This window comes from Chitinophaga sp. G7 BAM 1005, assembly GCF_057126945.1.
On sequence record NZ_CP181478.1, the window covers coordinates 5,971,544 to 5,994,207 of the forward strand.

Sequence of the window (22,664 nt, forward strand, 5' to 3'; positions counted from 1 at the left end):
CTTGTTTTATATTTTAAAAAAAACCTTCAAGGGTATAAAATTGCCCTGAAGGTTCGGATAAAAAACCGTGCAAAGGTATGAAATGCAACAGTTAAATACAGATTTTTTTTACCTGAAAGGAAGATGTTACTTAATTTTTACCGATTTAAGCACGCGCTGCGCCACCTGGCGGCCAACCGGGTCGTCATCGCGGTAATTAATCTGGATCTGCCAGCGGTTGCTTCCTTTGATCATTACCAGGTTACAAAAGGCCAGCCGGATACCGCCTTTATACAAATAGTTTCCTTCCTCCAGCATTCCCTGCATCCCGGAAATGAGCACCGGTATTGATTTGCAGTCGATATCCGTAGCGGTTTCCTTCAGCTGCATGCTGTTATGGGAGGCCGATACTGCATCTTCCAGGCTATTGGCTACACTACTGATATAGCTGAACATATTTACCGCGATGCGGATGCCTCCCCCATCTTCATTACTATAGGTTTTCGCGTATTCTATCACCTTGGCCTCTTCTCCTTCCAGCGGCTGGTCGTGTACCCACAACTTTACAGGCGTACTGATTTCCAGTGCCTGACGGCCTATGGTGGCGGTATGCCAGGTGCTGTACAAACTGGCCAGCGGCACTTTGGGATACAAAAAGGTAAACACGGCCCTTTTGCCGAACAGCGTGCCGGTAATGGCTATCAGCAGGAAAACGAGTGAAAAGAAAACGATTACTTTTCCTTTGTTAGCGGGTTGCAACTGATTTTTAATCCAGTAAAGCGGACCGGTTGTTTTTTTCTCTTTCAGGGAGATGCCTACTGCCTGGGTATATTCCGGAAATGTGGCCGTTGGATGGAGCTTTTGCCATTCTGTAAAACTCTGCGGCAGCTTTTTTCCGCACGCATCGCAAAAAGTAAGGTATTCAGATTTAAGTGGGCTGGGATGACCACAACTATCACAGTGCAGGTATTTCATAGGAATGCTCATTAAGACTACTGTAATATTACGAAATATATGTATTTATTAGTGCATAAAAAAAGGACAAAGCCAGGCTTTGTCCTTTTTCGTATCGTTTGATATAAGATTACTCAGCAGATTTTTCTTCTGTTGCAGTATCAGCAGCTTTAGTTTCAGTTGCTTCTTCTGCTTTCTTCTTAGCACCACCAGCACGACGGGTTTTCTTAGCAGCAGCTTTTTCTTCTGATTTACCGTAGATTTCGTTGAAGTCTACCAGTTCAATCAGCGCAACTTCTGCGTTATCGCCCACACGTTTGCCCAGTTTAATGATACGGGTGTAACCACCAGGACGGGTAGCTATTTTCTCACTGATCGTGCTGAACAGTTCCTTGATAGCTTCTTTATCCTGCAGGTAGCTGAACACAATTCTACGGTTGTGGGTAGAATCGGTTTTGCCTCTTGTCAGCAGCGGTTCAACATACACGCGGAGGGCTTTCGCCTTTGCCAGTGTAGTGGTGATACGTTTGTGGCTGATCAGTTCGCAAGCCAGATTGGACATCAGGGCTTTACGGTGGGAAGCAGTTCTGCTTAATTTGTTTAATTTAACTCCGTGACGCATGACATTATTTGTTTTAACCCTTACACCGTGTCAGGAATTGCAAGGTACTTGTTAATTATAAAGTAGTAAAGCCAAAGCGATGCGGATGCAACGGCTTTGGCTTTACAGATAAATACTATTCTTCTTCCAGTTTCAGTTTAGACAGATCCATACCGAAGTGCAGACCTCTTTCGCCTAATACCTGTTCAATTTCGCTGAGGGATTTCTGGCCGAAGTTTCTGAACTTCATCAGTTCTTCCTGTTCGTATTGTACCAGTTCGCTGAGGGAATTGATTTTAGCTGCTTTCAGACAGTTGAATGCACGTACGCTCAGATCGAGATCTTCGAGTGGTGTTTTCAGTATCTTACGCAGTTGCAGTGTTTGTTCGTCTACAACGTCTTCTTTTTCAGTGTCTTTGGTATCAAAGCTGATGTTTTCATCGGTGATGATCATCAGGTGCTGAATGAGAATGCGGGAAGCCTGTTTCACTGCTTCTTCCGGGTGGATAGTACCGTCGGTGATCACCTCCATAACGAGCTTCTCATAGTCAGTTTTCTGCTCCACACGGGTATTTTCTATACTGTACTTTACATTCTTGATAGGCGTAAAGATAGAGTCGATCGCGATGTAGCCGAATACTGCATCCTTGGGTTTATTTTCCTCAGCCGGAACATAACCACGGCCTTTACCGATAGTCAGTTCGATATCCAGCTTGGCAGAAGGATCCAGGGTGCAGATCAACAGCTCCGGATTCATGATCTGGAAAGCACTGGTGGCTTTTTCAATCATATCAGCGCGGAACTCTGTTTTACCCTTAATGGACAGTGTGATCTTTTCGTTCGTTACATCACTCTCTGAAATCCTCTTGAAACGAACCTGTTTCAGGTTCAGGATGATTTCAGTAACGTCTTCTGTAACACCTTTCAGTGTAGCGAACTCGTGATCGGCTCCTTCAATTTTAATACCCACAATGGCATAGCCCTCCAAAGAAGACAACAGTACGCGACGTAACGCATTACCGACAGTCACAGCATAACCTGGTTCTAATGGACGGAATTCGAATTGAGCTTCAAAGTCGGTAGACTTCTGCAATACGATCTTATCAGGTTTCTGGAAATTTAAAATTGCCATTGATATGATAGATTTATTTGTTAAATATGAGGTTAGTCCGTGACCTTTGGCCACGGACTAATTATTTATTACTTAGAGTACAATTCTACGATCAGTTGTTCCTTGATATTTTCAGGAACGCTCTCTCTCTCAGGATAAGCAATGAATACACCTTTCATTTCTTTCTCGTTCCAATCCAGCCAGCTGAACTTAGGATTTTTTCCACGGATAACGCTGGTCAGTGCAGAATTGTTTGCGGTTTTGTTTTTCAGGCTGATAACGTCTCCTGGTTTCAGTTGGAAAGAAGGAGTGTTAACAACGATACCGTTAACAGTAACGTGTTTGTGAGAAACCAGCTGACGTGCAGCAGGACGTGAAGGAGCGATACCCAGACGGAAAACGGTGTTATCCAGACGGGCTTCGAGCAGTTTGATCAATACTTCACCAGCAACACCTTTTCTGCGGGTAGCTTCATCAAACAGGTTACGGAACTGGCGTTCCAGCAAACCATAAGTGTATTTAGCTTTTTGTTTTTCTCTCAGCTGCAGTGCGTATTCGCCTAATTGTTTGCGTTTACGGTTAGCACCGTGCTGGCCCGGAGGGTTGCTGTTCTTACTTAAATACTTGCCATTACCGAGAATGGGCTCACCAAAAATTCTGGAAATTTTGGTCTTGGGTCCTGTGTACCTTGCCATGTTTTAAATATACTTTAGATTTTTTAGTTAATGATGCATGCTCTTCAAAAAATCTGAAAACCTGATCATGCATCCATTTATTTAATAATATTACAACGTCCAGATACCAAACTTCTAATGAAATCTGGTATCTGGATGCTGTAAATATATATTACTATACTCTTCTCTTCTTAGGAGGGCGGCAACCGTTGTGAGGTAAAGGCGTAACGTCTTTAATCATGTTCACTTCGATACCGGAGTTAGCGATAGCGCGGATAGCACTTTCACGACCAGCTCCAGGGCCTTTTACAAATACATCTGCTCTTTTCAGACCTGAGTCCATTGCAACTTTAGCAGCATCCTGTGCAGCCAGCTGAGCAGCATACGGAGTGTTCTTCTTAGAACCTCTGAAGCCCATTTTACCAGCAGAAGACCAGGAAATAACCTGACCATGCTTGTTGGTGATGCTCACGATGATGTTGTTAAAGCTAGCAGAGATATGAACATCTCCGTAGTTATCTACCTTTACTACTCTCTTTTTATTAGCAGCAGTTTTTGTATTATTTGCTTTTGCCATAATGATTTAAATTCCAAATATGAAATTCCGCATCCCAAATTTACATGACTCACTGTCATTGAAACCCCTCAGATTCGGATTTGGGATTTCAACCTGGGATTTTATTTATTATTTCTTAGTTGCTTTTTTCTTACCAGCCACTGTCTTACGTTTACCTTTACGGGTACGGCTGTTGGTACGTGTACGCTGACCTCTTACCGGTAAGCCTTTCCTGTGACGCAAACCGCGGTAGCAAGCGATATCCAGCAAACGCTTGATATTCATTTGCACTTCGGAACGCAGCTGACCTTCTACCTTAAACTCACCGTTGATAATATTACGGATGGCAGCCTGATCATCATCATTCCAATCACGCACTTTTTTGTTTACATCAATTTCCGCCTTGTTCAGGATATATTGGGCGGTAGAACGGCCTATACCAAAGATATAGGTGAGGCCAATTTCTCCTCTTTTATTTTTAGGAAGATCTATACCGGCTATACGTGCCATATTTCTATTTTAGATTTTATGATTCTGATTAAAAAATCAAATTCCGTTAGGGGAACCGATTAACCCTGGCGTTGTTTAAAACGAGGATTCTTTTTGTTGATTACCAACAAAACACCTTTTCTACGAACTATTTTACAATCCGCACTTCTTTTTTTGATTGCAGCTCTTACCTTCATGATTAATACTTTATAAAAGGTTATGATATTTGTTAAATTATAATTCCAATCCCCGCTACTCCGTTCCCGCTTATTTGTATCTGAAAATTATACGGCCTCTTGACAAATCGTATGGGCTCATTTCCACGCCAACCTTATCTCCTGGCAGAATGCGTATATAGTGCATTCTCATTTTTCCAGAAATGGTGGCCAGGATCTCATGCCCGTTTTCCAATTTTACACGGAACATAGCGTTCGACAAGGCTTCTAATATAATTCCATCCTGTTTAATGAGTGCCTGTTTTGCCATAAAAATTTTTAGGACTGCAAAGATAGCATTTATCTTTTGAAATAGAAAAATTTACCCTGATTATTATTAATATTGCCAGTTTTTTTACTAAAACCTGTCGTTTTTACCCCGAAAACCCCTTCCATATTAGATAAATCCAAACTGCTTTACTAGTAATCTGAATTCAGTTCGGGGTTGTTTTTCTCTTCTTTTTCTATATCCACGTAGGTAGATAATACATCTGCCTTCCCTTTTCCAACAGCTACGGTATGTTCAAAGTGAACAGACGGGCTTCCGTCGCGGGTAGCTACTGTCCAGCCATCTTCCAGGTATTCCACGTCTTTGGAGCGGAGGTTAATCATAGGCTCGATGGCTATCACCAGTCCTTCCTTCATGACGGGGCCGCTGCCTCTTTTACCGTAGTTAGGCACCTGCGGGTCCTCGTGGAGGTTCCGGCCGAGGCCATGTCCCACCAATTCCCTTACTACGCCATAACCGCGCTCTTTTTCGGTATATTCCTGTATTGCATAGGAGATATCCCCTATCCTGTTGCCAACAATTGCTTTTTCGATGCCCTTGTACAGGGAAGCTTTGGTGGCCGTCATCAGGCGGAGTACGTTTTCGGGTACATTGCCAATGGCAAAGGTGTAGGCGCTGTCGGAATGGTATCCATTCATATACACCCCTACATCCACGGTGAGGATATCCCCGTCTTTCAGCACATAGTTGTTGGGAATGCCATGTACTACTTCTTCATTTACTGAGATGCAGCAGGCATTCGGGAAACCTTTGTAATTTTTGAAAGAAGGAGTTCCACCATTTTCAACGATAAACTTATCAGCAACTGCGTCCACGTCCAGTGTGCTCATGCCTGGTTTCAGGGTTCTGGCCACTTCCGCCAGGGCTGCACTCAGAATCAGGGCACTTTTGCGTATCAACTCTATTTCTTCCTTCGTCTTATAGTGAATCATAACAATCCTTGTTTCTGTCGCTGTTAGTGATCAGCGTCAGCTTTTGCGTATGCTTATAACTGAAGCTAAGGACTAACTGCTCTTTATTCAAAAATAATATAGCCACCAAAGCGGGAAAGCTTCTGTGGCTATTTTATTGTTCTTGTAACACTTTTGTGTTCAATTACTTATGCATTAGCCGGGGCAGTTCTGCCTTTGATTCGGCCGGTGCTCATCAAACCATCGTAATGGCGCATGAGGAGCTGGCTTTCAATCTGTTGCAGTGTATCCAGGATAACTCCCACCATAATCAGCAGGGATGTACCTCCGAAGAACGTAGCAAAGTTGCTGTTAACTTTGAAGGCGGCAGCCAGGCCGGGCATGATACCCACTATTGCCAGGAAGAATGCACCGGGCAAAGTGATACGGTCCATTACCGCACCGATGTAATCAGCGGTTGCTTTACCTGGTTTGATACCCGGGATGAATCCGTTATTACGTTTCATTTCATCCGCCATTTGGGTTGGATTGAAAATGAGCGCAGTATAGAAGTAGGTAAATACAATAACGAGCACCGCGTAAATGAGGTTGTACCAGCCGTTTGTATGATCGCTGAAGATGCGGATAAAGCCTGACGCACTTTCAGAGGAAGTGGCAAAGCCTATGGCAGTTGCAGGGATGAACATGATCGCCTGGGCGAAGATGATAGGCATTACACCGGCAGCATTCACTTTCAGGGGAATGAACTGGCGTACACCACCATATTGTTTGTTACCTACGATACGTTTTGCGTAATTCACCGGTATTTTCCTGGTACCCTGAACGAGCAGGATAAGGCCTACAGTGATTAAGATAAAGATAGCAATTTCAATGAGGAACAGGATCGGTCCACCCGCTTCACCTGCAACTTTACTGGAAAATTCTGCGACTAAAGCCTGTGGCAAACGGGCAAGGATACCCATCATGATGATGATGGAGGTACCGTTACCAATTCCTTTGTCTGTGATCTTTTCACCGAGCCACATTACAAACAGGGTACCTGCAGTAAGTAAAACGGTGGTAGAGAGCCAGAAGAAAAAGGTACCATATTCGGCTATAATAGCGCCACCTGACTGATTACGCAGATATGCAACGTAAGCACTTGCCTGGAAACCTGTTACGATAACTGTGAGGTAACGGGTGAACTGGTTAATTTTTTTGCGGCCACTTTCACCTTCTTTCTGCATTTTCTGGAATTGCGGAACAGCTATGGTTAATAACTGGATAGCAATGGACGCAGAAATATAGGGCATGATACCCAATGCAAATATGGAGGCCCTTGAAAACGATCCGCCGGCAAACATGTTAACCAAACCCAGGATACCCTGATTAGAATTTTTCTCAAAGTCGGTGAGCGCATTTGCATCAATGCCGGGCAAAGCGATATAGGATCCTACGCGGTAGATGAGGACCAGGAGCAGGGTGGTCAGGATGCGGTTACGCAAATCCTCAATACTCCAGATATTCTTAATCGTTTCGATAAATTTCTTCACAGGAAGATAAAGGTTTAATAGCGCTATTAAATATGAAAAGACGCACTACTCCGTAGGCGTCTCCTCAGTCGTAAAGTCTTATACCAGTTCTACTGATCCACCTGCTGTTTCGATGGCCTGTTTAGCTTTTTCGCTGATAGCGTTAACTTTAACAGTCACCTTTGTTTTGAGTTCGCCATTAGCGAGGATCTTAACTTTAGCTGTTCTGTTAATCAGACCGTTCATGAACAAGGTTTCCAGATTAAACTCCTGGAGGCCATATTTCTCAACTAATTGATCCAGCTGACCCAGGTTGAAGATTTTATACTCTTCACGGTTATTATTTTTGAAACCGCGTTTTGGCATACGGCGTTGGATTGGCATCTGGCCGCCTTCGAAGCCTCTTTTGCTCGCGTAACCAGCACGTTGCTGGATACCTTTGTTACCTTTTGTAGAGGTACCACCTTTACCGGAAGCCTCACCACGTCCAAGACGTTTTTCTTTATGTACAGCGCCTTGTGCAGGCTTTAATGAATGCAGATTCATAATTAATTGTTTTTACTTGCGCGGAAATTAACCGCTCGCTTTTATTCCAAAATAAAAATGGTAAAGTCACAAATGTAAAGGTAAGATTATCAACAGACAATCCCACAGCAGTGTTACTTAATTAAGCGTTAACTGTTTCTACCGTTACAAGGTGATTAACTTTACGGACCATACCCAGGATCTGAGGAGTTGCTTCTACTTCAACAGTAGCGTGCATTTTAGTCAGGCCCAGTGCCTTCAAGGTCAGTTTCTGCCTTTCCGGACGGTCTATACCACTTTTCACTTGAGTGATCTTAATCTTTGCCATAAACCCCTATCCGCTAAAAGCGGAGTAATTTAATTGTTAATGAATTATTTTCAAAATTTCCCGGAGATACCCAGCTTTTCAGCAGGTATAAATCAACCGTTGAAAACTTTCTTCAGGGAAACGCCTCTTGTTTTGGCGATGCTGATTGGTTCGCGTAACATGCCTAAAGCTTTGAAGGTAGCTTTCACCACGTTGTGTGGATTAGCGGAACCCAGAGATTTAGCCAGTACGTCGGTTACACCAACGCTTTCCAGTACTGCACGCATGGAACCTCCTGCAATCACACCGGTACCGTGAGCGGCTGGTTTGATCAACACTTTGGCGGCGCCTTCTTTAGCAAACTGATCGTGAGGAATGGTACCGTGCATAACAGGAACCTTGATCAGGTTCTTCTTAGCATCGTCTATACCTTTGGTGATAGCCTGCTGTACTTCTTTGGCTTTACCAAGACCGTGACCAACAACACCGTTTTCGTTACCAACAACTACCAGTGCGGAGAAACTGAATGTACGACCGCCTTTAGTGGTTTTAGTAACACGGTTGATCGCCACTACTTTTTCTTTCAGCTCCAGATCACCAGCCTTTACTTTATTGAATGAATTCTTTGCCATTTTATTTTATAAGAATTACTTGTTCAGAATTATAAGATTCGGACTCCGTGATTAAAACTGAAGACCGCCTTCTCTTGCTCCGTCAGCTACGCTTTTCACGCGGCCATGATATAAATAACCACTTCTGTCGAAAACGCAGGTGGTAAGACCCAGTGCCAGTGCTTTAGCAGCCAGCGCTTTACCTACCAGTACAGATTTTTCGCTTTTGTTACCTGCCTGTGCTTTGATATCCTTATCACGGGAAGAAGCGGAAGCCAGGGTAGTGCTATTGGTATCGTCGATCAACTGCACATAGATATCGCTGTTGCTGCGAAATACAGATAATCTTGGTTGCTGTGCAGTACCGGAAATTTTCTTACGGATGCGGTAGCGGATTTTCTGTCTCCTGTTAACTTTTGTGCTCATTTTGAGTTTTATTTTATTACCCCGATGCTGCCGGGGTATCTGTTAAAATCAGCTAACCAGCTATAGTAGCTGATTAGCCAATTAAATATTTTATTTACCGGCTGATTTACCAGCTTTCTTACGTACCACTTCATCGCTGTAGCGAACACCTTTACCTTTGTATGGTTCTGGTTTACGCAGACCGCGGATCTTAGCGGCTACCTGACCCAGCAACTGGTTGTCGATACCTTCCAGCATGATCTTAGGGTTCTGTCCTTTTTCAGTCAGGGTAGCTACCTTCAGTTCTTTCGGAATTTCGAAAACGATATTGTGAGAGTAACCTAAAGCGAGATCCAGTAACTGACCGTTGTTTGCTGCTTTATAACCAACACCCACCAGTTCCAGTTGTTTTTTGAATCCTTCAGTAACACCCTGAACCATGTTTGCCAGTAAAGCGCGGTATAAACCGTGGAGTGCTTTATGGCGGATCTGTTCAGTTGGGCGGATTACTGTTAAAACGCCGTCCTTCACCTCAATCTTCATTTCCCTGTCGATGTTCTTTTTCAGTTCACCTTTAGGGCCTTTTACGGTTACTTCATTGGAAGGGGAAACAGTAACTGTAACTCCGCTAGCCAATTTGATAGGACTTTTACCTATACGAGACATAACTTTAATTTAAAGTTGTTTGATATTGATGTACCGGTTATCCGTGTTCAGCGCCGTATAGAGAGCTTAATTGTCAGATAACTTAAGTGAATGACTGGTTGGGTAACAACCAGTCATTCAATATATTAATAGATGAAGCAAACTACTTCGCCACCTACATTTTGAGCTTTTGCTTCCTTATCGGTCATTACACCTTTGGAAGTAGAGATAATCGCTACGCCTAAACCGTTCTTCACGCGCTTAAACTCTTCTGGTTTAGCGTACTGACGCAGACCTGGACGGCTGATGCGTTGTAATTCCTTGATAGCGGGTTCTTTAGAGATCGGATCGTACTTCAAAGCGATTTTGATTACGCCTTGTTTAGTATCTTCTTCAAATTTGTACTTGAGGATATAACCTTTATCGTACAGAATTTCTGTAATGCGTTTTTTCAGCTTGGAAGCCGGAATTTCCACAATCCTGTGGGTGGCCATTTGCGCGTTCCGGATGCGTGTCAGGAAGTCTGCTATTGGATCAGTAACCATTGTTGTAATAGTTTGATAAATGTTTACAATGCGATATCCAATCGTAATAAGATGGGAATCAAATAACTTTTTTGGATTTACACCTCCGGTAAACCGGAAGATAAATACCTTGAATTACCAGCTGGCTTTTCTAACGCCAGGGATTTTACCTGCGAGAGCCAGGTCACGGAACATGTTCCTGCAGAGGCCGAAGTGACGCATGTATCCTTTAGGACGACCGCTCAGCTGGCATCTGTTGTGCAGACGAACAGGGGAAGCATTTTTTGGAAGTTGATCCAGTGCAGCGTAGTCACCGGCAGCTTTCAGGGCAGCGCGTTTTTCTGCGAACTTAGCTACCATAGCTTCTCTTTTCCTTTGTCTGGCTTTTACGGATTCTTTTGCCATAATTATATTATCGTTTCGATTTACTGATTATCTTTTTTCATACCCTTGAACGGCATACCCATTTCTTTCAGGAGCTCATAAGCTTCTTCGTTGGTGTTTGCAGTGGTAACGAAGGTGATATCCATACCGGACATTTTCGTTACTTTATCGATATCGATTTCAGGGAAGATGATTTGTTCGGTGATACCCATAGTGTAGTTACCACGACCGTCAAAAGCTTTTTCGTTCACACCTTTGAAGTCACGTACACGCGGGAGGGATACAGCGATCAAACGATCCAGGAAGTCGTACATATTAGTGCTGCGTAAAGTTACACGTGCACCGATAGGCATGTTCTTTCTCAGTTTGAAGTTGGAGATATCCTTTTTAGACAGGGTAGCGATAGCTTTCTGACCGGCGATGCGGGTCATTTCGTCTACTGCGATGTCTACCAGTTTCTTATCACCTACTGCACCATTGATACCCTGGTTCAGGCAAATTTTTACCAGGCGAGGAACCTGCATTACACTTTTGTAGTTGAATTTCTTCATCAGTGCAGATTTAACTTCCTCGTGGTATTTGGTCTGCAGTCTCGGAGTATATTTTGTGTTTGACATTATTTAATTTCCTCCCCTGATTTTTTAGCGATACGAATTAATTTACCGTTTTCTCTCTGCCTGTTAACCCTGGTTGGTTTACCAGTTTTAGCATCCCACAGCATTACATTAGAGATGGCGATAGGAGCTTCCTGCTTAACAATACCACCTTTGGTATTCTGAGCAGTTGGCTTCGTGTGCTTGGTAATAATGTTAACGCCTTCTACAAGAATGCGGGCTTTATCAGGATTCACTTCCAGCACTTTACGCGCTTTGGTTCTGTCCTTGTCATCACCGGCAATTACCGCAACCAGGTCGCCTTTCTTAATGTTAAATTTAGGCTTAAATCTAGTTTTCATTACTTTGATTTATTTATAAACGCCAAGCGAAACAATAGTTTCGCTTGATTAATGTTTTTTCTCGTTTTGCAAACGGGCTGCAAAGATAAGAAATATTTTCGGATTTCGGGATTTTGGCTTTTTTTGATAAAAATCATAAAAATTCCAAAATCCCTGTACCGCTATATCTTTATAATACCTCAGGAGCGAGGGAGATAATTTTCATATAACCCTTGTCTCTCAGCTCACGTGCAACCGGACCGAAAATACGGGTACCGCGAGGTTCGTCTGAGTTATTGAGCAGTACAACCGCGTTATCATCGAAACGGATATAAGAACCGTCTTTACGACGTAATTTGTTCTTAGTTCTTACGATTACAGCTTTGGTCACCATACCTTTCTTCACACCGCCACCTGGCATTGCGTCCTTAACGGTTACTACAATTTTATCGCCTACGCCAGCGTAGTCCTGACCGGAGTTACCTAATACGCGGATGCACAATACTTCTTTGGCACCGCTGTTATCAGCTACACTCAGTCTTGATTCTTGTTGTATCATCGAAATGAGATTTGATATTGTTTAGTCAGCGGCTGGCACCGGGGTTGCCGGCAGCAGCTTGAAACAAATAAATAATTATTTTACTTTAGCGATTACTTCTACCAGTCTCCAGCATTTGTTCTTGCTCAGAGGGCGTGTTTCCGCGATTTTCACGGTATCGCCGATGCTGCACTCGTTTTTATCGTCGTGCGCCATGAACTTGGTAGTTTTTTTCACGAATTTACCATAGATCGGGTGCTTTACCTTACGCTCCACCTTAACGGTAATGGTTTTATCCATTTTGTTGCTGGCAACCACACCAATCCTGGTTTTTCTTAATTTTCTTTCGGTCGTCATTGTTGAAAGTATTTAACCCTCCGTGAGGAGGTCATAAATTGTATTATACTAATGCTATGTCAGCAGTCCCGGTATCACCGGGACTGAAGAATCAGAAGCCCAGTTGTCTTTTACGCAGTTCGGTATTCATCCGAGCGATATCGCGTCTTACGGCGCGGATGCTCATTGGATTTTCGATTGGCGTAATTGCGTGACCAAAGGTCATTTTTTTCAAGCGGAGTTCTTCTGCAGAGATTTTCTCTTTCAGATCTTGTTCGCTCAGGCCTTTCAGTTCCAGCTTTTCTTTTGCCATTGTATTGAGTTTGATTCGGTTAGCTGCCGGGGCAGTGTTACCGGATTTTTAGTTATTGTGTACCTGTAATTAAGCTACGAAGTCGCGGCTGGTTACAAATTTTACTTTAATGGGCAGTTTCTGTGCTGCGAGTTCCATTGCTTCTTTTGCTACCTGTAAGGAAACGCCATCAGCTTCAAATAAAATTCTACCTGGCTTTACAACTGCTGCCCAATGGTCAGGAGCACCTTTACCTTTACCCATCCTCACTTCCAAAGGCTTAGCAGTGATAGGTTTGTCAGGGAATATGCGGATCCATACGTTACCTTCACGTTTCATGTGCCTTGTCAGCGCAACACGTGCAGCTTCGATCTGCCTGTCGGTGATCCACTTAGGTTCTAATGCTTTAAGACCGAAAGTACCAAAGGAGAGGGTAGCGCCTCTTTTAGCGTTCCCTTTGATGCGGCCTTTGTGCATCTTCCTGTGTTTCGTTCTTTTTGGCTGTAACATCGTCTATGTTGTTAATGTTAATAGTAATTGTTAATGTCTGCTTAACCGCCAGATACTATCTGCGGCCACCGCCACGGTGTTCTCCACCGCCTCTTCTTTCGCCACCACCGCGGTTGTCTCTGCGTTCACCGTGATGTTCTCTTCTTTCGCCGCCATGACCAGTGCCACGGTTATCGCCTTCCTTACCGGTTAAAACGTTCGGGTTCAGGTCGCGTTTACCCAGTACTTCACCTTTACAGATCCATACTTTGATACCGATTTTACCATAAACGGTTAATGCGAACAGGGAAGCGTAATCGATGTCCATACGGAAAGTATGTAAAGGCACGCGACCTTGTTTCATTTCTTCGGAGCGGGCAATTTCAGCACCACCTAAACGGCCGCTGATTTTAACCTTGATACCTTCAGCGCCCATTCTCAGAGCGGTAGCAATTGCCATTTTGATAGCACGTTTGTAGTTGATACGGCTTTCAATCTGTTTTGCAATTGTTTCAGCAACAATGTTAGCATCCATTTCGGGACGACGGATCTCCAGGATGTTGATCTGTACATCTTCCTTGCCTGTCAGCTTCTTCAGCTCTTCCTTGATGCGATCAACTTCGTTACCGCCTTTACCAATGATGATACCAGGCTTAGAAGTATGAACAGTGATGATTAACTTACCTAAAGTTCTTTCGATCACAACTCTTGAGATGCCACCTTTGTTGATACGGGCATTCAGATAAGTTCTGATCTTGTTATCTTCGATCAGTTTAACAGCAAAGTCTTTTTTGCTGCCATACCAATTAGAGTCCCATCCTCTGATGATACCTAACCTGTTACCAATAGGATTTGTTTTCTGACCCATGTTCTGGTTATTTGTCTATTAGTTTAATAGTTTTGTTTCTATTTTGTTTCCGGTTTGCACTGAATTATTGCGCTTTACCGTCCACTACGATCGTTACGTGGTTACTTCTCTTGCGGATACGGTAACCCCTTCCCTGTGGAGCCGGGCGCATTCTTTTCAGAGTACGGCCGCCATCAACAAAAACGGTTTTTACGATCAGGTTAGCATCTTCTACCCTTGCACCTTCGTTCTTCACTTTCCAGTTTGCGATAGCGGATATCAGCAACTTCTCTAAAGGTACGCTTGGGTGTTTCGGATGGAATTTCAAAATATTCAAAGCCTTTTCCACATCCAGACCACGGATTAAGTCCGCGAGCAAACGCATTTTGCGGGGAGATGTAGGATTATTATTCAGCTTAGCTACTGCTTCCATTGTTATTAATTTCTTTTATTATTTAATGTCTGATGTCTGGTGTTTGATGTTCCGGTTTGAAACGAATACTTCAAACCTCAAACCTCAGACTATAATTTACATTTTCTTGTTTACGTGTCCTCTGAAGTTACGTGTAGGTGCAAATTCGCCCAGTTTATGACCAACCATAAATTCCGTTACATAAACAGGAATAAATTTGTTGCCATTATGAACAGCGAAAGTGTGACCAACGAAATCAGGCGTGATAGTAGAACGACGGCTCCAGGTCTTGATAACAGAACGCTTGGTACCGGTATTCATCTTTTCAACTTTTGTTTCTAATTTCAGGTCTACGTAAGGACCTTTTTTTATGGAACGAGCCATGTCTTACTGATTTATGATTTTTCAAACCCGGGATCCGGTATTGCTACCGGAGCCCTGATTCAGAAATACTATAATTTTTTACCGTTTTTTCTGCTAATGATCAGCTTATCAGAACTCTTATGCGGTTTTCTGGTTTTCAGACCTTTCGCATATTTACCAGTTCTTGATCTTGGATGGCCTCCGGAAGATTTACCTTCACCACCACCCATCGGGTGATCCACAGGGTTCATAGCCACACCACGGTTGCGGGGACGGATACCTCTCCAACGGTTAGCACCTGCTTTACCGATGGATTGCAGGGCGTGGTCGGAGTTAGAAACAGTACCTACGGTGGCTTTACAAGTATTTAATACTTTGCGGAGCTCGCCGGAAGGCATTTTCAGTACGGCATACTTTTCTTCCTTGTTGGACAGCTGTGCATAAGCGCCGGCGCTTCTTGCGATTGCACCGCCTTTACCAGGCTGCAGCTCGATGTTGTGCACAACAGTACCCAGTGGCATGTTTTTCAGTGGTAAAGCGTTACCTACTTCAGGAGCTACGTCGGAGCCGCTTATAACGGTACCACCAACCTGTAAGCCCTGTGGAGCAATGATGTAACGTTTTTCACCGTCAGCATAGCTTACCAGTGCGATGAATGCGCTACGGTTAGGATCATATTCGATCGTTTTAACTGTAGCAGGTACATTCTCTTTATCACGTTTGAAATCAATTACACGGTATTGTTTCTTGTGACCACCACCTATGTAGCGCATAGACATTCTACCTTGCGCATTTCTACCGCCGGTCCTTTTGATGGGCTCCAGCAGGCTTTTCTCAGGGGTATCCGATGTCAGCTCAGCGTAAGCGTTGCCTATTTTCCAGCGGGTACCGGCCGTCATTGGTTTGAACTTCTTCAGTGCCATTACTTCCTAAAAAGTTAAATGTTGTTATTAAATATAAATAGTGATCTGTATATACATCCACATCCCGGCTGTTCAGGCCGGAACGGCACTACATGTTAGCATACAGATCTATAGTTTCACCACTTGCAACGGTAATGATCGCCTTTTTGTAAGACGGTTTTTTACCTGCGATGAAACCGGCTTTAGTAAAGCGGAATTTAGCTTTACCTGGCATTACAGCAGTATTTACTTCTGCTACGGTTACACCGTAAAACTCTTCCACTGCTTTCTTGATCTCCAGCTTGTTGGCTTTTTTGTCAACAATGAAGTAGTAGCGGTTGAATTTTTCGGTTGCTTTGTTAACCTTTTCGGATACCACCGGTTTGATTAAAACGTCAGAAAGTTTCATCTTCTTTATAGCATTAAGCTGTTGGCGTTGGCCGCGAGCTGTTATTTAATTGGTTTTGACATCCTATGCTTCCGCTTCTGCAGGCTCTTCAGTGAAGATCTTTGCAGCGCTTTCAGTGAACACGATATAGTTGCTGTTCATGATGTCGTAAGTGTTTACGTCGCTCAGTACAGTACCGTCTACAGTAGGAATGTTTCTTAAAGACAGGTAAACATTGTCATTGTATTCAGGCGTGATGAACATAGTCTTTCTGCCTTCAACATTGATGTTCAGATTCTTCAGGAAACCAACGAATTGTTTGGTTTTTGGTGTTTCGAGCTGCAGATCTTCAACAATGATGATGCTGTTTTCTTTAGCTTTTACTGACAGGGCGGAGATCTTTGCGAGATCTTTTACTTTTCTGTTCAGTTTGAAACCCCAACCGTGTGGTTTTGGTCCGAAGATGGTACCACCACCTTTATACAATGGGTTACGGATGTTACCTTTACGGGCGCCACCGGTACCTTTTTGTTTGTGCAGTTTGCGGGAAGCGCCTTGTACTTCAGCTCTGGTTTTTACCTTGTGGGTACCCTGACGCTGAGCAGCGAGGTATTGTTTAACAGCCAGGTAGATTACGTGGTTGTTAGGCTCAACACCAAAGATCTCCTCAGGAAGTTCAATAGTCCTTCCGGTTTTCTTACCTTCTATATTTAAAATATCGATTTGCATGTTACTTCTGGATTAAAACGATTGAACCAATGTGGCCGGGAACGGAACCACTTACCAGGATATAATTCTTTTCAGGGAATATTTTCACGATCTTCAGACCTTTCACTTTCACTCTTTCGTTACCTGTTTGGCCGGCCATACGCATACCCTTGAATACGCGGGAAGGATAAGAGGATCCACCAACAGAACCAGGAGCCCTGCTTCTATCGTGCTGACCGTGGGTAGCTTCACCCACACCACTGAATCCGTGGCGTTTTACAACACCCTGGAAACCTTTACCTTTGGAAGTGCCTACAACGTCAATTGTTTCACCTTCTGCGAAGATTTCGCAGGTGATAGATTCACCGAGGGCTTTCTGTACGTCCGGGTTGCGGAGTTCTTTTACAAAACGTTTGGGAGAGGTGCTTGCTTTCGCGAAGTGACTGCTTTCTGCTTTAGTGGTGTGTTTTTCTTTCTTCTCACCGAAAGAAACCTGAATTGCATTGTAACCATCTGACTCCAGGGTTTTTACCTGAGTTACAACGTTGGGACCCGCTTCGATAATGGTAACAGCAGTTTGCTTACCATTAGACTCGAAGATACTGGTCATACCAATCTTTTTGCCAATAATACCTTTCATTTTTTATATGATTTTACCCAGCGCCTGGGGGATTTCGTGCTATCCCCAGGATGGGCGGTTTAAATACATTTATTGGGCGGCCGCCCAGAAGGCGCGACCTATGTTTGCTTGTTAAAATTGTTATCTTGCTGGTAACCAACAAGATAACCATAAATCAATAAAAGGCCGGCCTTTCGCCCGCCTTGCTGTTGTCCTATGCTTTAATTTCAACTTCTACTCCGGAAGGCAGATCGAGCTTGCTCAGCGCGTCTACAGTTCTGGAAGAAGACGTGTAAATATCCAGTAAACGTTTGTGTGTACACAGTTGGAACTGCTCGCGCGCTTTCTTATTTACGTGCGGAGAACGTAATACTGTAAATATTTTCTTCTCGGTAGGTAAAGGAATTGGACCTGTTACCACGGCACCCGTGTTACGCACGGTTTTAACGATCTTCTCAGCAGACTTGTCTACCAGGTTATGATCGTAGGACTTCAGCTTGATTCTTATTCTCTGAGACATATGCAATGAACTTCTTCTTGTTTTTTCCCAATACAATTTGGGAGGGCAAAGGTAACCCGTTTTTTCTATTTGGCAAATAATTCTCAGGAAAAAATAAAAGAAACCGGGCAAGGGGCTGGCTCCGGCGGCGAAAGAAGTGCGGTAAAAATGAGGTTATCCGGTATTAAGGCTTCAGAAATCATTCATTGTGTGTACGTTAAGCCTTAAGGTAACTTCACATGCTCGTTTTGACAAATATAGGAAAACATATTTCAAAACCAAAAAAAGGAGCATTTCTTTACATTTTTTTTCCCGGGAGATGGAAGAATAACCGGATCCTCTCCTGAACAGAGGCGGAAACCAGCAAGATCCGGACCGCTGCATTTTCTCCTGAAAAACAGCTAAAAAAGGCGTAATGGCAGAGTATGCTGATATCCCCTGAGTGTATAGGGAGTGTATGGGAAGTGTATTGTGAGTGTATGGGGAGTGTATGGGGAGTGTATGGGGAGAGTATGGGAACTGTATGAGAACTGTATAGGGAATACGACACATAGACGACTCCTAAGTACCGGAGAAGTATCTGAGAAGTATCTGAGAAGTATTGGAGAAGTATAAGAAAGGACAAAGAGAAAGGGGCTGTTCCCGCTTACCTGGAACAACCCCTTTCTGAATAATTAAAGTGGTTTGATGATCTGTTTGTTAAACGATCCAACAACCCTTAGAGTGGTAAACCACCTAATAATGACTTAACTAATCCTAAGATTAATGCCAGCAGTTGATTCAGTAAATCCATGGGAAAAGGTTTTTATAAGATATTGCCTACTCTATTACCTGGTTTTCGGCGATGCCCAGTTGTTATTCAGTTAACACGGCTAAATTAAAAGCTATCATTCAATATCCGGTCGTTCATTTTATTCATTCCAATCGAATGAATAAAATCTGTTCATTCAGCCACCATTGCCGAATCAGGCGGATCCCGGCAATAAAAAAGAGGCTGTTCTGATATGGAACAGCCTCCCGGATGATGTGTGTAAGGGAAATAGTATCATTAAAGACGGATTACCCCCTTACCAAAAGGAGTCCTGATTACAGGCCACCCAGCAGAGAGTTCAGCAGTGCAATCAGCGTTGCCAGCAGTTGATTCAGTAAAGCCATAAGATAGTTTTTACTACGGGTGACACCTACTCTTTTTATTTGGTTTTCGGCAATCCCAGGTACACTTCTTTTTAGTGTCCGCCGAAATTAACGGCTATCCACAGAATTCCGTTCGTTCATTTTGTTCAGTTCGGCACCCCGATATAATACTGTTCAATAAGCCATCATGGCCCGTTTATATTAAATAAAAAAGCCCCGGTAAATGATACCAGGGCTTTTCATTCAGAAGTTGTTTAATCAGCTCAATATTGGAGCATGATCAGGGAATTACCGGCAGCAGGCATTGTATTTTCATTATCAGCACCAAAAAATGCAGGTACTTTCATGTTTACGAACCTCAGCCGGGATTAGTTAGTATTAAACTAACAATACAGGTTAAATGCCGTCCATCGCAGACTCCAGCGGCGCCAGCAATCCCGTCAGGAATGTGTTTAAAACATCAGGGATCATAAGGTGTTGCTTTCATTTGAGGTGTACTCTTACTTACTGATGGTTTTTCGGCAATTTCCATTAATATCCTTGTGTAACAAGGAAAAAAATTACAGCGCGCCAGCAACGGTGCTCAGGAACTTAAGCACTGCCAGGAGAATAGAGTTTACCATATCTGGAGTATTTATGGATGTAAATGCCTACTCTGTTCCGGGTTTTCAGCATCCCCCCTGCCTGCACCTTCACAGACAGCTACTAAAGTAAATAGTTCCGGCATACAATGCTCTGTTCAATTAATTCATTTCTGCGTCCGCTGTTCATTTCATTCAGTGCCCTCAAAAAGACAGGATTCCTTATAACAGCAACGACAGCAATAATCATTGCCGCCGTTGCTGATGAGTTTGTATTATATACTAAATTATTTTCCTGTTTCTTCCTTGTAAATCTGTTTAGCCTTTGCTGAAGGCAGATAAATCTGGAAACCTATACCCAGACTAAGCCGGTTAGCAGTAGTTGAATTGCCTCCACCCACAGTAAGGTCATACTTAAACAATCCTTCCAAACCAATGTTGGGAGTGATAAAATAGGAAATACCCGGGCCTATACCAACATTAAAACCATTGGTGGAAGCACCGCTCGCGGGGTTTGTACCAGCAAATCCGGCATTTGCCTCCACGAAGAAGCGCGTTCTCTTGGAAAACTCCAGTTTTCTGACATTTTTATCTTCCACAAAATAACGGGCAAAAGCTCCAACACCATAATTAGTATTGGAAGCCCTTGTATCAGTTGTTTTATTCTTTGTGGTATTTGCGCCAAAATTAACATAACCACCGATAGCGAGACCATCCTTGATAAACCAACCTATCTTTGGCGAAAGATTAAAATTAAAAGCTGTACTCTCCTTTTGAAAAGTAACATCAAGATTGGTCAGATCAGCGCCAACCATAATATTTCCTTTCTGAATTTGGGCGTTAGCAGCAGAACCAAACAATACAGCCGCAAATGCAAGGGCCAAGAGACGAATTCTTTTCATAGTCTGATTTTTAGTTTTAACAATTTTACCTGTTGAATGAATAAGAAATTAGCAGGCAAACGCTTTCCGTTTGCAACTATAGCTGTTGGTATCAGCCGTAAGAAAATAAAAGGCAGGGGGATAATGGGGAAGTAGTCTTACATCGTCAAAACAAACAACATCACAGTTAACAATATTATTATAGCACAAAACTACTGAAAATGAATCTAATAAGTAGTCATCTTTCTAAAAAAATCTAAAAAAACAATATCAGATTCCTTCAGATATTCTCTCAACATGAGTACTTATCCTTATTCATTATTACTATAACATTTGGAACTTAAATGTTGTTGCATAAAAACAGGAATCATCGGAAAAGAAAAGAGAGATCATCAGCTGTAACCAGTCAGGACCGGCCTTCCAGCAGCTCGGCGTGTGTGCAGAAAATTCCCTGTTGTTGTAAGAAACCAAGGAATCCATCCATTTTCTGCTGCATTCTCTTCCCCGATACACGTTTAATATAACCGGGTAATGCATATGCGTTGATATCACTCAACTCCCAGGGATGGAAATAAAAAGAAAGATAGGAGTCCTTCTTCAGGATCCTTTTACTGAAGTGGCGGGTTATACACAGGGGCATGTTTTTTACGCTCAGCCAGAACAGGGGATACCTGAGAAAGGGCGATACAGAAGAAGGGATGATCCAGGTGTCCTGTTCTTTGAACACGGTTCTTGGCAGGTGCCGGTTATTATACCTTCCGGGCAGCCATGTGGGGTTCACAGAGGCGTCGTACAGGTAACCGGCGGCTTTCAGCGCGTGCATATTTACTTTACGAAGACGCGGCATGCGGAATCCCTGTACCGGCTGGCCGCAGATTTCCTGCAGGGCCAGGCGGGAACCTTCCAGATCGGCCTCTGTAAAGGAGCTATGATAGTAGGCATGAGAAGCTATTTCATGCTTTGCGGCCATTTGCCTGATCAACTCCGGATAGTGTTGCGCCCAGTAGGCAGTAACGAAAAAAGTGGCGCGTACGTTATACTTGTCAAATAAAGCCAGCGTTACCCCCAACCCGCTCCTGGAAACTTCCAGTTTCTCCTGGAGGGTTACCTGTTGGCCAAATTCTTCGGGGATATCAAATTCTTCCACGTCTACACTGATCAGTATCCTGTTTCTTTGTTCCATAAAAATTTAAGCAGCGGATGAGCTGAAAATGATCCTGCAATAATTCAACATTTCCTTCATTAAGAGTTTTACTCTGAAAGAGGAAAACTGGATGCCCGGACGGCAAGATACTGCGACTGCACCGATTTTGAGATGGGGATGTTTGCCTGCGCGGTATAAGAACTCGCTGTCGTACAGGAAACCATCGATGCGGGTGGAGAGCAGGATATTCTTTCCGTATGCATTAAAGCCTTTTAAACCGGCCTGTGCGTCTTCCACTTTAAGGTCCAGCACCACCCGGTTCAGCAGGCGGCTGATGCGGGTAATCATACGGCGTTTACGGGGTAATTCACGAAGATAGGCTTCGCCTCTTTCTCCGGCTACCACATCCAGACCCTGCAGGAGGCGGTCGTACGTTTCTTTAACAGCTGATACGCCAAAGGGGAAATCCAGGTCGGTATACACCTGGAAAGTGTGTTGGGAGCGCTTTACGCCTTCCCTCACGGCATATCCTTTACCACGGTTACGGGAATAGCTGACGATAATGATATCCGGAATAGCAGCCTCCAGCCAGCTGATATGCTGACGGGTAAAGTGCTTTACGGAACCGTCGTTGACCAGGATAAGCTGGACGGGCGCCTTCCCCATAAGGGTTGTTATTTCGTGGTAGTGCCTGATAAGTGATTCCACCCAGGGGCCCGACGGGTTCCAGCAGGGCAGAATCAAATCCAGACCGGGAGTTAACGTAACCATTTCTCCCGATGTATGTACCACAGTTGTAGGAGGTGCTTGTAATAACTCTAATGACATAATTCAAAGGCTATCAGTAAATAATACCGGTTGAGATGGTTTATATGCTACTTATACCTATGACGCCGAAAGAGAAGC

At 43.5% G+C, this 22,664-nt stretch carries 34 protein-coding genes; all 34 read right to left on the reverse strand.

The window, feature by feature from the left end:
* Window positions 1-126: 126 nt before the first annotated feature.
* The gene (locus ACMXI2_RS23835; protein WP_483778523.1) at window positions 127-954 is read right to left on the reverse strand and encodes a hypothetical protein; all 828 of its coding nucleotides are present in this window, start codon (window positions 952-954) and stop codon (window positions 127-129) included.
* A 109-nt stretch (window positions 955-1,063) separates the two neighbouring features.
* The gene (gene rplQ, locus ACMXI2_RS23840) at window positions 1,064-1,555 is read right to left on the reverse strand and encodes a 50S ribosomal protein L17 (protein WP_079470749.1); all 492 of its coding nucleotides are present in this window, start codon (window positions 1,553-1,555) and stop codon (window positions 1,064-1,066) included.
* Between the two features lie 115 nt (window positions 1,556-1,670).
* Window positions 1,671-2,666 carry a DNA-directed RNA polymerase subunit alpha gene (locus ACMXI2_RS23845; protein WP_079470750.1) on the reverse strand — a complete coding sequence of 332 codons (996 nt, stop codon included), beginning with the start codon at window positions 2,664-2,666 and terminating at the stop codon, window positions 1,671-1,673.
* A 68-nt stretch (window positions 2,667-2,734) separates the two neighbouring features.
* A complete protein-coding gene (gene rpsD / locus ACMXI2_RS23850) occupies window positions 2,735-3,340 on the reverse strand; it encodes a 30S ribosomal protein S4 (RefSeq protein WP_079470751.1) in 606 nt (201 codons plus the stop codon).
* A gap of 154 nt (window positions 3,341-3,494) precedes the next feature.
* Window positions 3,495-3,896 carry a 30S ribosomal protein S11 gene (gene rpsK, locus ACMXI2_RS23855; protein ID WP_079470752.1) on the reverse strand — a complete coding sequence of 134 codons (402 nt, stop codon included), beginning with the start codon at window positions 3,894-3,896 and terminating at the stop codon, window positions 3,495-3,497.
* Window positions 3,897-4,004: 108 nt separating this feature from the next.
* Window positions 4,005-4,385: a 30S ribosomal protein S13 gene (gene rpsM / locus ACMXI2_RS23860; RefSeq protein ID WP_089903187.1), complete on the reverse strand. Its 381-nt coding sequence runs from the start codon at window positions 4,383-4,385 to the stop codon at window positions 4,005-4,007.
* 59 nt (window positions 4,386-4,444) lie between these two features.
* Window positions 4,445-4,561, reverse strand: coding sequence for a 50S ribosomal protein L36 (gene rpmJ, locus ACMXI2_RS23865; RefSeq protein WP_073083232.1), 117 nt, complete (start codon window positions 4,559-4,561; stop codon window positions 4,445-4,447).
* A gap of 70 nt (window positions 4,562-4,631) precedes the next feature.
* Entirely contained in the window at window positions 4,632-4,850 is a 219-nt protein-coding gene (gene infA / locus ACMXI2_RS23870) for a translation initiation factor IF-1 (RefSeq protein WP_012789309.1), read from the reverse strand.
* Window positions 4,851-4,999: 149 nt separating this feature from the next.
* Complete coding sequence (gene map, locus ACMXI2_RS23875) at window positions 5,000-5,800, reverse strand: type I methionyl aminopeptidase (protein ID WP_483778524.1); 801 nt, start codon at window positions 5,798-5,800, stop codon at window positions 5,000-5,002.
* 167 nt (window positions 5,801-5,967) lie between these two features.
* A complete protein-coding gene (gene secY / locus ACMXI2_RS23880; RefSeq protein WP_079470755.1) occupies window positions 5,968-7,311 on the reverse strand; it encodes a preprotein translocase subunit SecY in 1,344 nt (447 codons plus the stop codon).
* Between the two features lie 78 nt (window positions 7,312-7,389).
* The gene (rplO, locus tag ACMXI2_RS23885; protein ID WP_079470756.1) at window positions 7,390-7,836 is read right to left on the reverse strand and encodes a 50S ribosomal protein L15; all 447 of its coding nucleotides are present in this window, start codon (window positions 7,834-7,836) and stop codon (window positions 7,390-7,392) included.
* Between the two features lie 121 nt (window positions 7,837-7,957).
* Window positions 7,958-8,143, reverse strand: a complete 186-nt coding sequence (gene rpmD, locus ACMXI2_RS23890; RefSeq protein ID WP_079470757.1) for a 50S ribosomal protein L30 — start codon at window positions 8,141-8,143, stop codon at window positions 7,958-7,960.
* A 92-nt stretch (window positions 8,144-8,235) separates the two neighbouring features.
* On the reverse strand, window positions 8,236-8,754 hold the full coding sequence (rpsE, locus tag ACMXI2_RS23895) for a 30S ribosomal protein S5 (protein WP_079470758.1): 519 nt from the start codon (window positions 8,752-8,754) through the stop codon (window positions 8,236-8,238).
* A gap of 51 nt (window positions 8,755-8,805) precedes the next feature.
* Entirely contained in the window at window positions 8,806-9,159 is a 354-nt protein-coding gene (gene rplR, locus ACMXI2_RS23900) for a 50S ribosomal protein L18 (protein WP_483778525.1), read from the reverse strand.
* A gap of 90 nt (window positions 9,160-9,249) precedes the next feature.
* Window positions 9,250-9,804 carry a 50S ribosomal protein L6 gene (gene rplF, locus ACMXI2_RS23905; protein WP_079470760.1) on the reverse strand — a complete coding sequence of 185 codons (555 nt, stop codon included), beginning with the start codon at window positions 9,802-9,804 and terminating at the stop codon, window positions 9,250-9,252.
* Window positions 9,805-9,929: 125 nt separating this feature from the next.
* Window positions 9,930-10,328: a 30S ribosomal protein S8 gene (gene rpsH / locus ACMXI2_RS23910; RefSeq protein WP_089903208.1), complete on the reverse strand. Its 399-nt coding sequence runs from the start codon at window positions 10,326-10,328 to the stop codon at window positions 9,930-9,932.
* A gap of 114 nt (window positions 10,329-10,442) precedes the next feature.
* The gene (gene rpsN / locus ACMXI2_RS23915) at window positions 10,443-10,712 is read right to left on the reverse strand and encodes a 30S ribosomal protein S14 (protein WP_089903212.1); all 270 of its coding nucleotides are present in this window, start codon (window positions 10,710-10,712) and stop codon (window positions 10,443-10,445) included.
* 20 nt (window positions 10,713-10,732) lie between these two features.
* On the reverse strand, window positions 10,733-11,308 hold the full coding sequence (rplE, locus tag ACMXI2_RS23920; protein WP_483778526.1) for a 50S ribosomal protein L5: 576 nt from the start codon (window positions 11,306-11,308) through the stop codon (window positions 10,733-10,735).
* The gene (rplX, locus tag ACMXI2_RS23925; protein ID WP_079470764.1) at window positions 11,308-11,646 is read right to left on the reverse strand and encodes a 50S ribosomal protein L24; all 339 of its coding nucleotides are present in this window, start codon (window positions 11,644-11,646) and stop codon (window positions 11,308-11,310) included. The genes rplE and rplX overlap by 1 nt, the downstream gene beginning before the upstream one ends.
* Window positions 11,647-11,815: 169 nt before the next feature.
* The gene (rplN, locus tag ACMXI2_RS23930) at window positions 11,816-12,184 is read right to left on the reverse strand and encodes a 50S ribosomal protein L14 (protein WP_079470765.1); all 369 of its coding nucleotides are present in this window, start codon (window positions 12,182-12,184) and stop codon (window positions 11,816-11,818) included.
* 75 nt (window positions 12,185-12,259) lie between these two features.
* Window positions 12,260-12,520: a 30S ribosomal protein S17 gene (rpsQ, locus tag ACMXI2_RS23935; protein ID WP_079470766.1), complete on the reverse strand. Its 261-nt coding sequence runs from the start codon at window positions 12,518-12,520 to the stop codon at window positions 12,260-12,262.
* 91 nt (window positions 12,521-12,611) lie between these two features.
* Entirely contained in the window at window positions 12,612-12,812 is a 201-nt protein-coding gene (gene rpmC, locus ACMXI2_RS23940) for a 50S ribosomal protein L29 (RefSeq protein ID WP_079470767.1), read from the reverse strand.
* Window positions 12,813-12,881: 69 nt separating this feature from the next.
* Window positions 12,882-13,301, reverse strand: a complete 420-nt coding sequence (gene rplP, locus ACMXI2_RS23945) for a 50S ribosomal protein L16 (RefSeq protein WP_106527847.1) — start codon at window positions 13,299-13,301, stop codon at window positions 12,882-12,884.
* A 55-nt stretch (window positions 13,302-13,356) separates the two neighbouring features.
* On the reverse strand, window positions 13,357-14,148 hold the full coding sequence (gene rpsC / locus ACMXI2_RS23950; protein ID WP_079470769.1) for a 30S ribosomal protein S3: 792 nt from the start codon (window positions 14,146-14,148) through the stop codon (window positions 13,357-13,359).
* A 64-nt stretch (window positions 14,149-14,212) separates the two neighbouring features.
* A complete protein-coding gene (gene rplV, locus ACMXI2_RS23955) occupies window positions 14,213-14,560 on the reverse strand; it encodes a 50S ribosomal protein L22 (RefSeq protein WP_079470770.1) in 348 nt (115 codons plus the stop codon).
* 96 nt (window positions 14,561-14,656) lie between these two features.
* Window positions 14,657-14,923: a 30S ribosomal protein S19 gene (gene rpsS, locus ACMXI2_RS23960; RefSeq protein WP_079470771.1), complete on the reverse strand. Its 267-nt coding sequence runs from the start codon at window positions 14,921-14,923 to the stop codon at window positions 14,657-14,659.
* Between the two features lie 68 nt (window positions 14,924-14,991).
* Window positions 14,992-15,825, reverse strand: coding sequence for a 50S ribosomal protein L2 (gene rplB, locus ACMXI2_RS23965; RefSeq protein ID WP_483778527.1), 834 nt, complete (start codon window positions 15,823-15,825; stop codon window positions 14,992-14,994).
* Window positions 15,826-15,913: 88 nt separating this feature from the next.
* A complete protein-coding gene (gene rplW, locus ACMXI2_RS23970; protein ID WP_079470773.1) occupies window positions 15,914-16,213 on the reverse strand; it encodes a 50S ribosomal protein L23 in 300 nt (99 codons plus the stop codon).
* Between the two features lie 63 nt (window positions 16,214-16,276).
* On the reverse strand, window positions 16,277-16,921 hold the full coding sequence (gene rplD, locus ACMXI2_RS23975) for a 50S ribosomal protein L4 (protein WP_079470774.1): 645 nt from the start codon (window positions 16,919-16,921) through the stop codon (window positions 16,277-16,279).
* 1 nt (window position 16,922) lies between these two features.
* Complete coding sequence (rplC, locus tag ACMXI2_RS23980; RefSeq protein ID WP_079470775.1) at window positions 16,923-17,540, reverse strand: 50S ribosomal protein L3; 618 nt, start codon at window positions 17,538-17,540, stop codon at window positions 16,923-16,925.
* A 193-nt stretch (window positions 17,541-17,733) separates the two neighbouring features.
* Window positions 17,734-18,039 carry a 30S ribosomal protein S10 gene (gene rpsJ, locus ACMXI2_RS23985; RefSeq protein WP_012789286.1) on the reverse strand — a complete coding sequence of 102 codons (306 nt, stop codon included), beginning with the start codon at window positions 18,037-18,039 and terminating at the stop codon, window positions 17,734-17,736.
* Between the two features lie 1,981 nt (window positions 18,040-20,020).
* A complete protein-coding gene (locus ACMXI2_RS23990; protein WP_483778528.1) occupies window positions 20,021-20,635 on the reverse strand; it encodes an outer membrane beta-barrel protein in 615 nt (204 codons plus the stop codon).
* Window positions 20,636-21,020: 385 nt separating this feature from the next.
* Window positions 21,021-21,797 (reverse strand): polysaccharide deacetylase family protein, encoded by a 777-nt coding sequence (locus ACMXI2_RS23995; RefSeq protein ID WP_483778529.1) that lies wholly within the window; start codon window positions 21,795-21,797, stop codon window positions 21,021-21,023.
* 6 nt (window positions 21,798-21,803) lie between these two features.
* Window positions 21,804-22,529: a glycosyltransferase gene (locus ACMXI2_RS24000; RefSeq protein WP_483778530.1), complete on the reverse strand. Its 726-nt coding sequence runs from the start codon at window positions 22,527-22,529 to the stop codon at window positions 21,804-21,806.
* Window positions 22,530-22,664 lie beyond the last annotated feature (135 nt).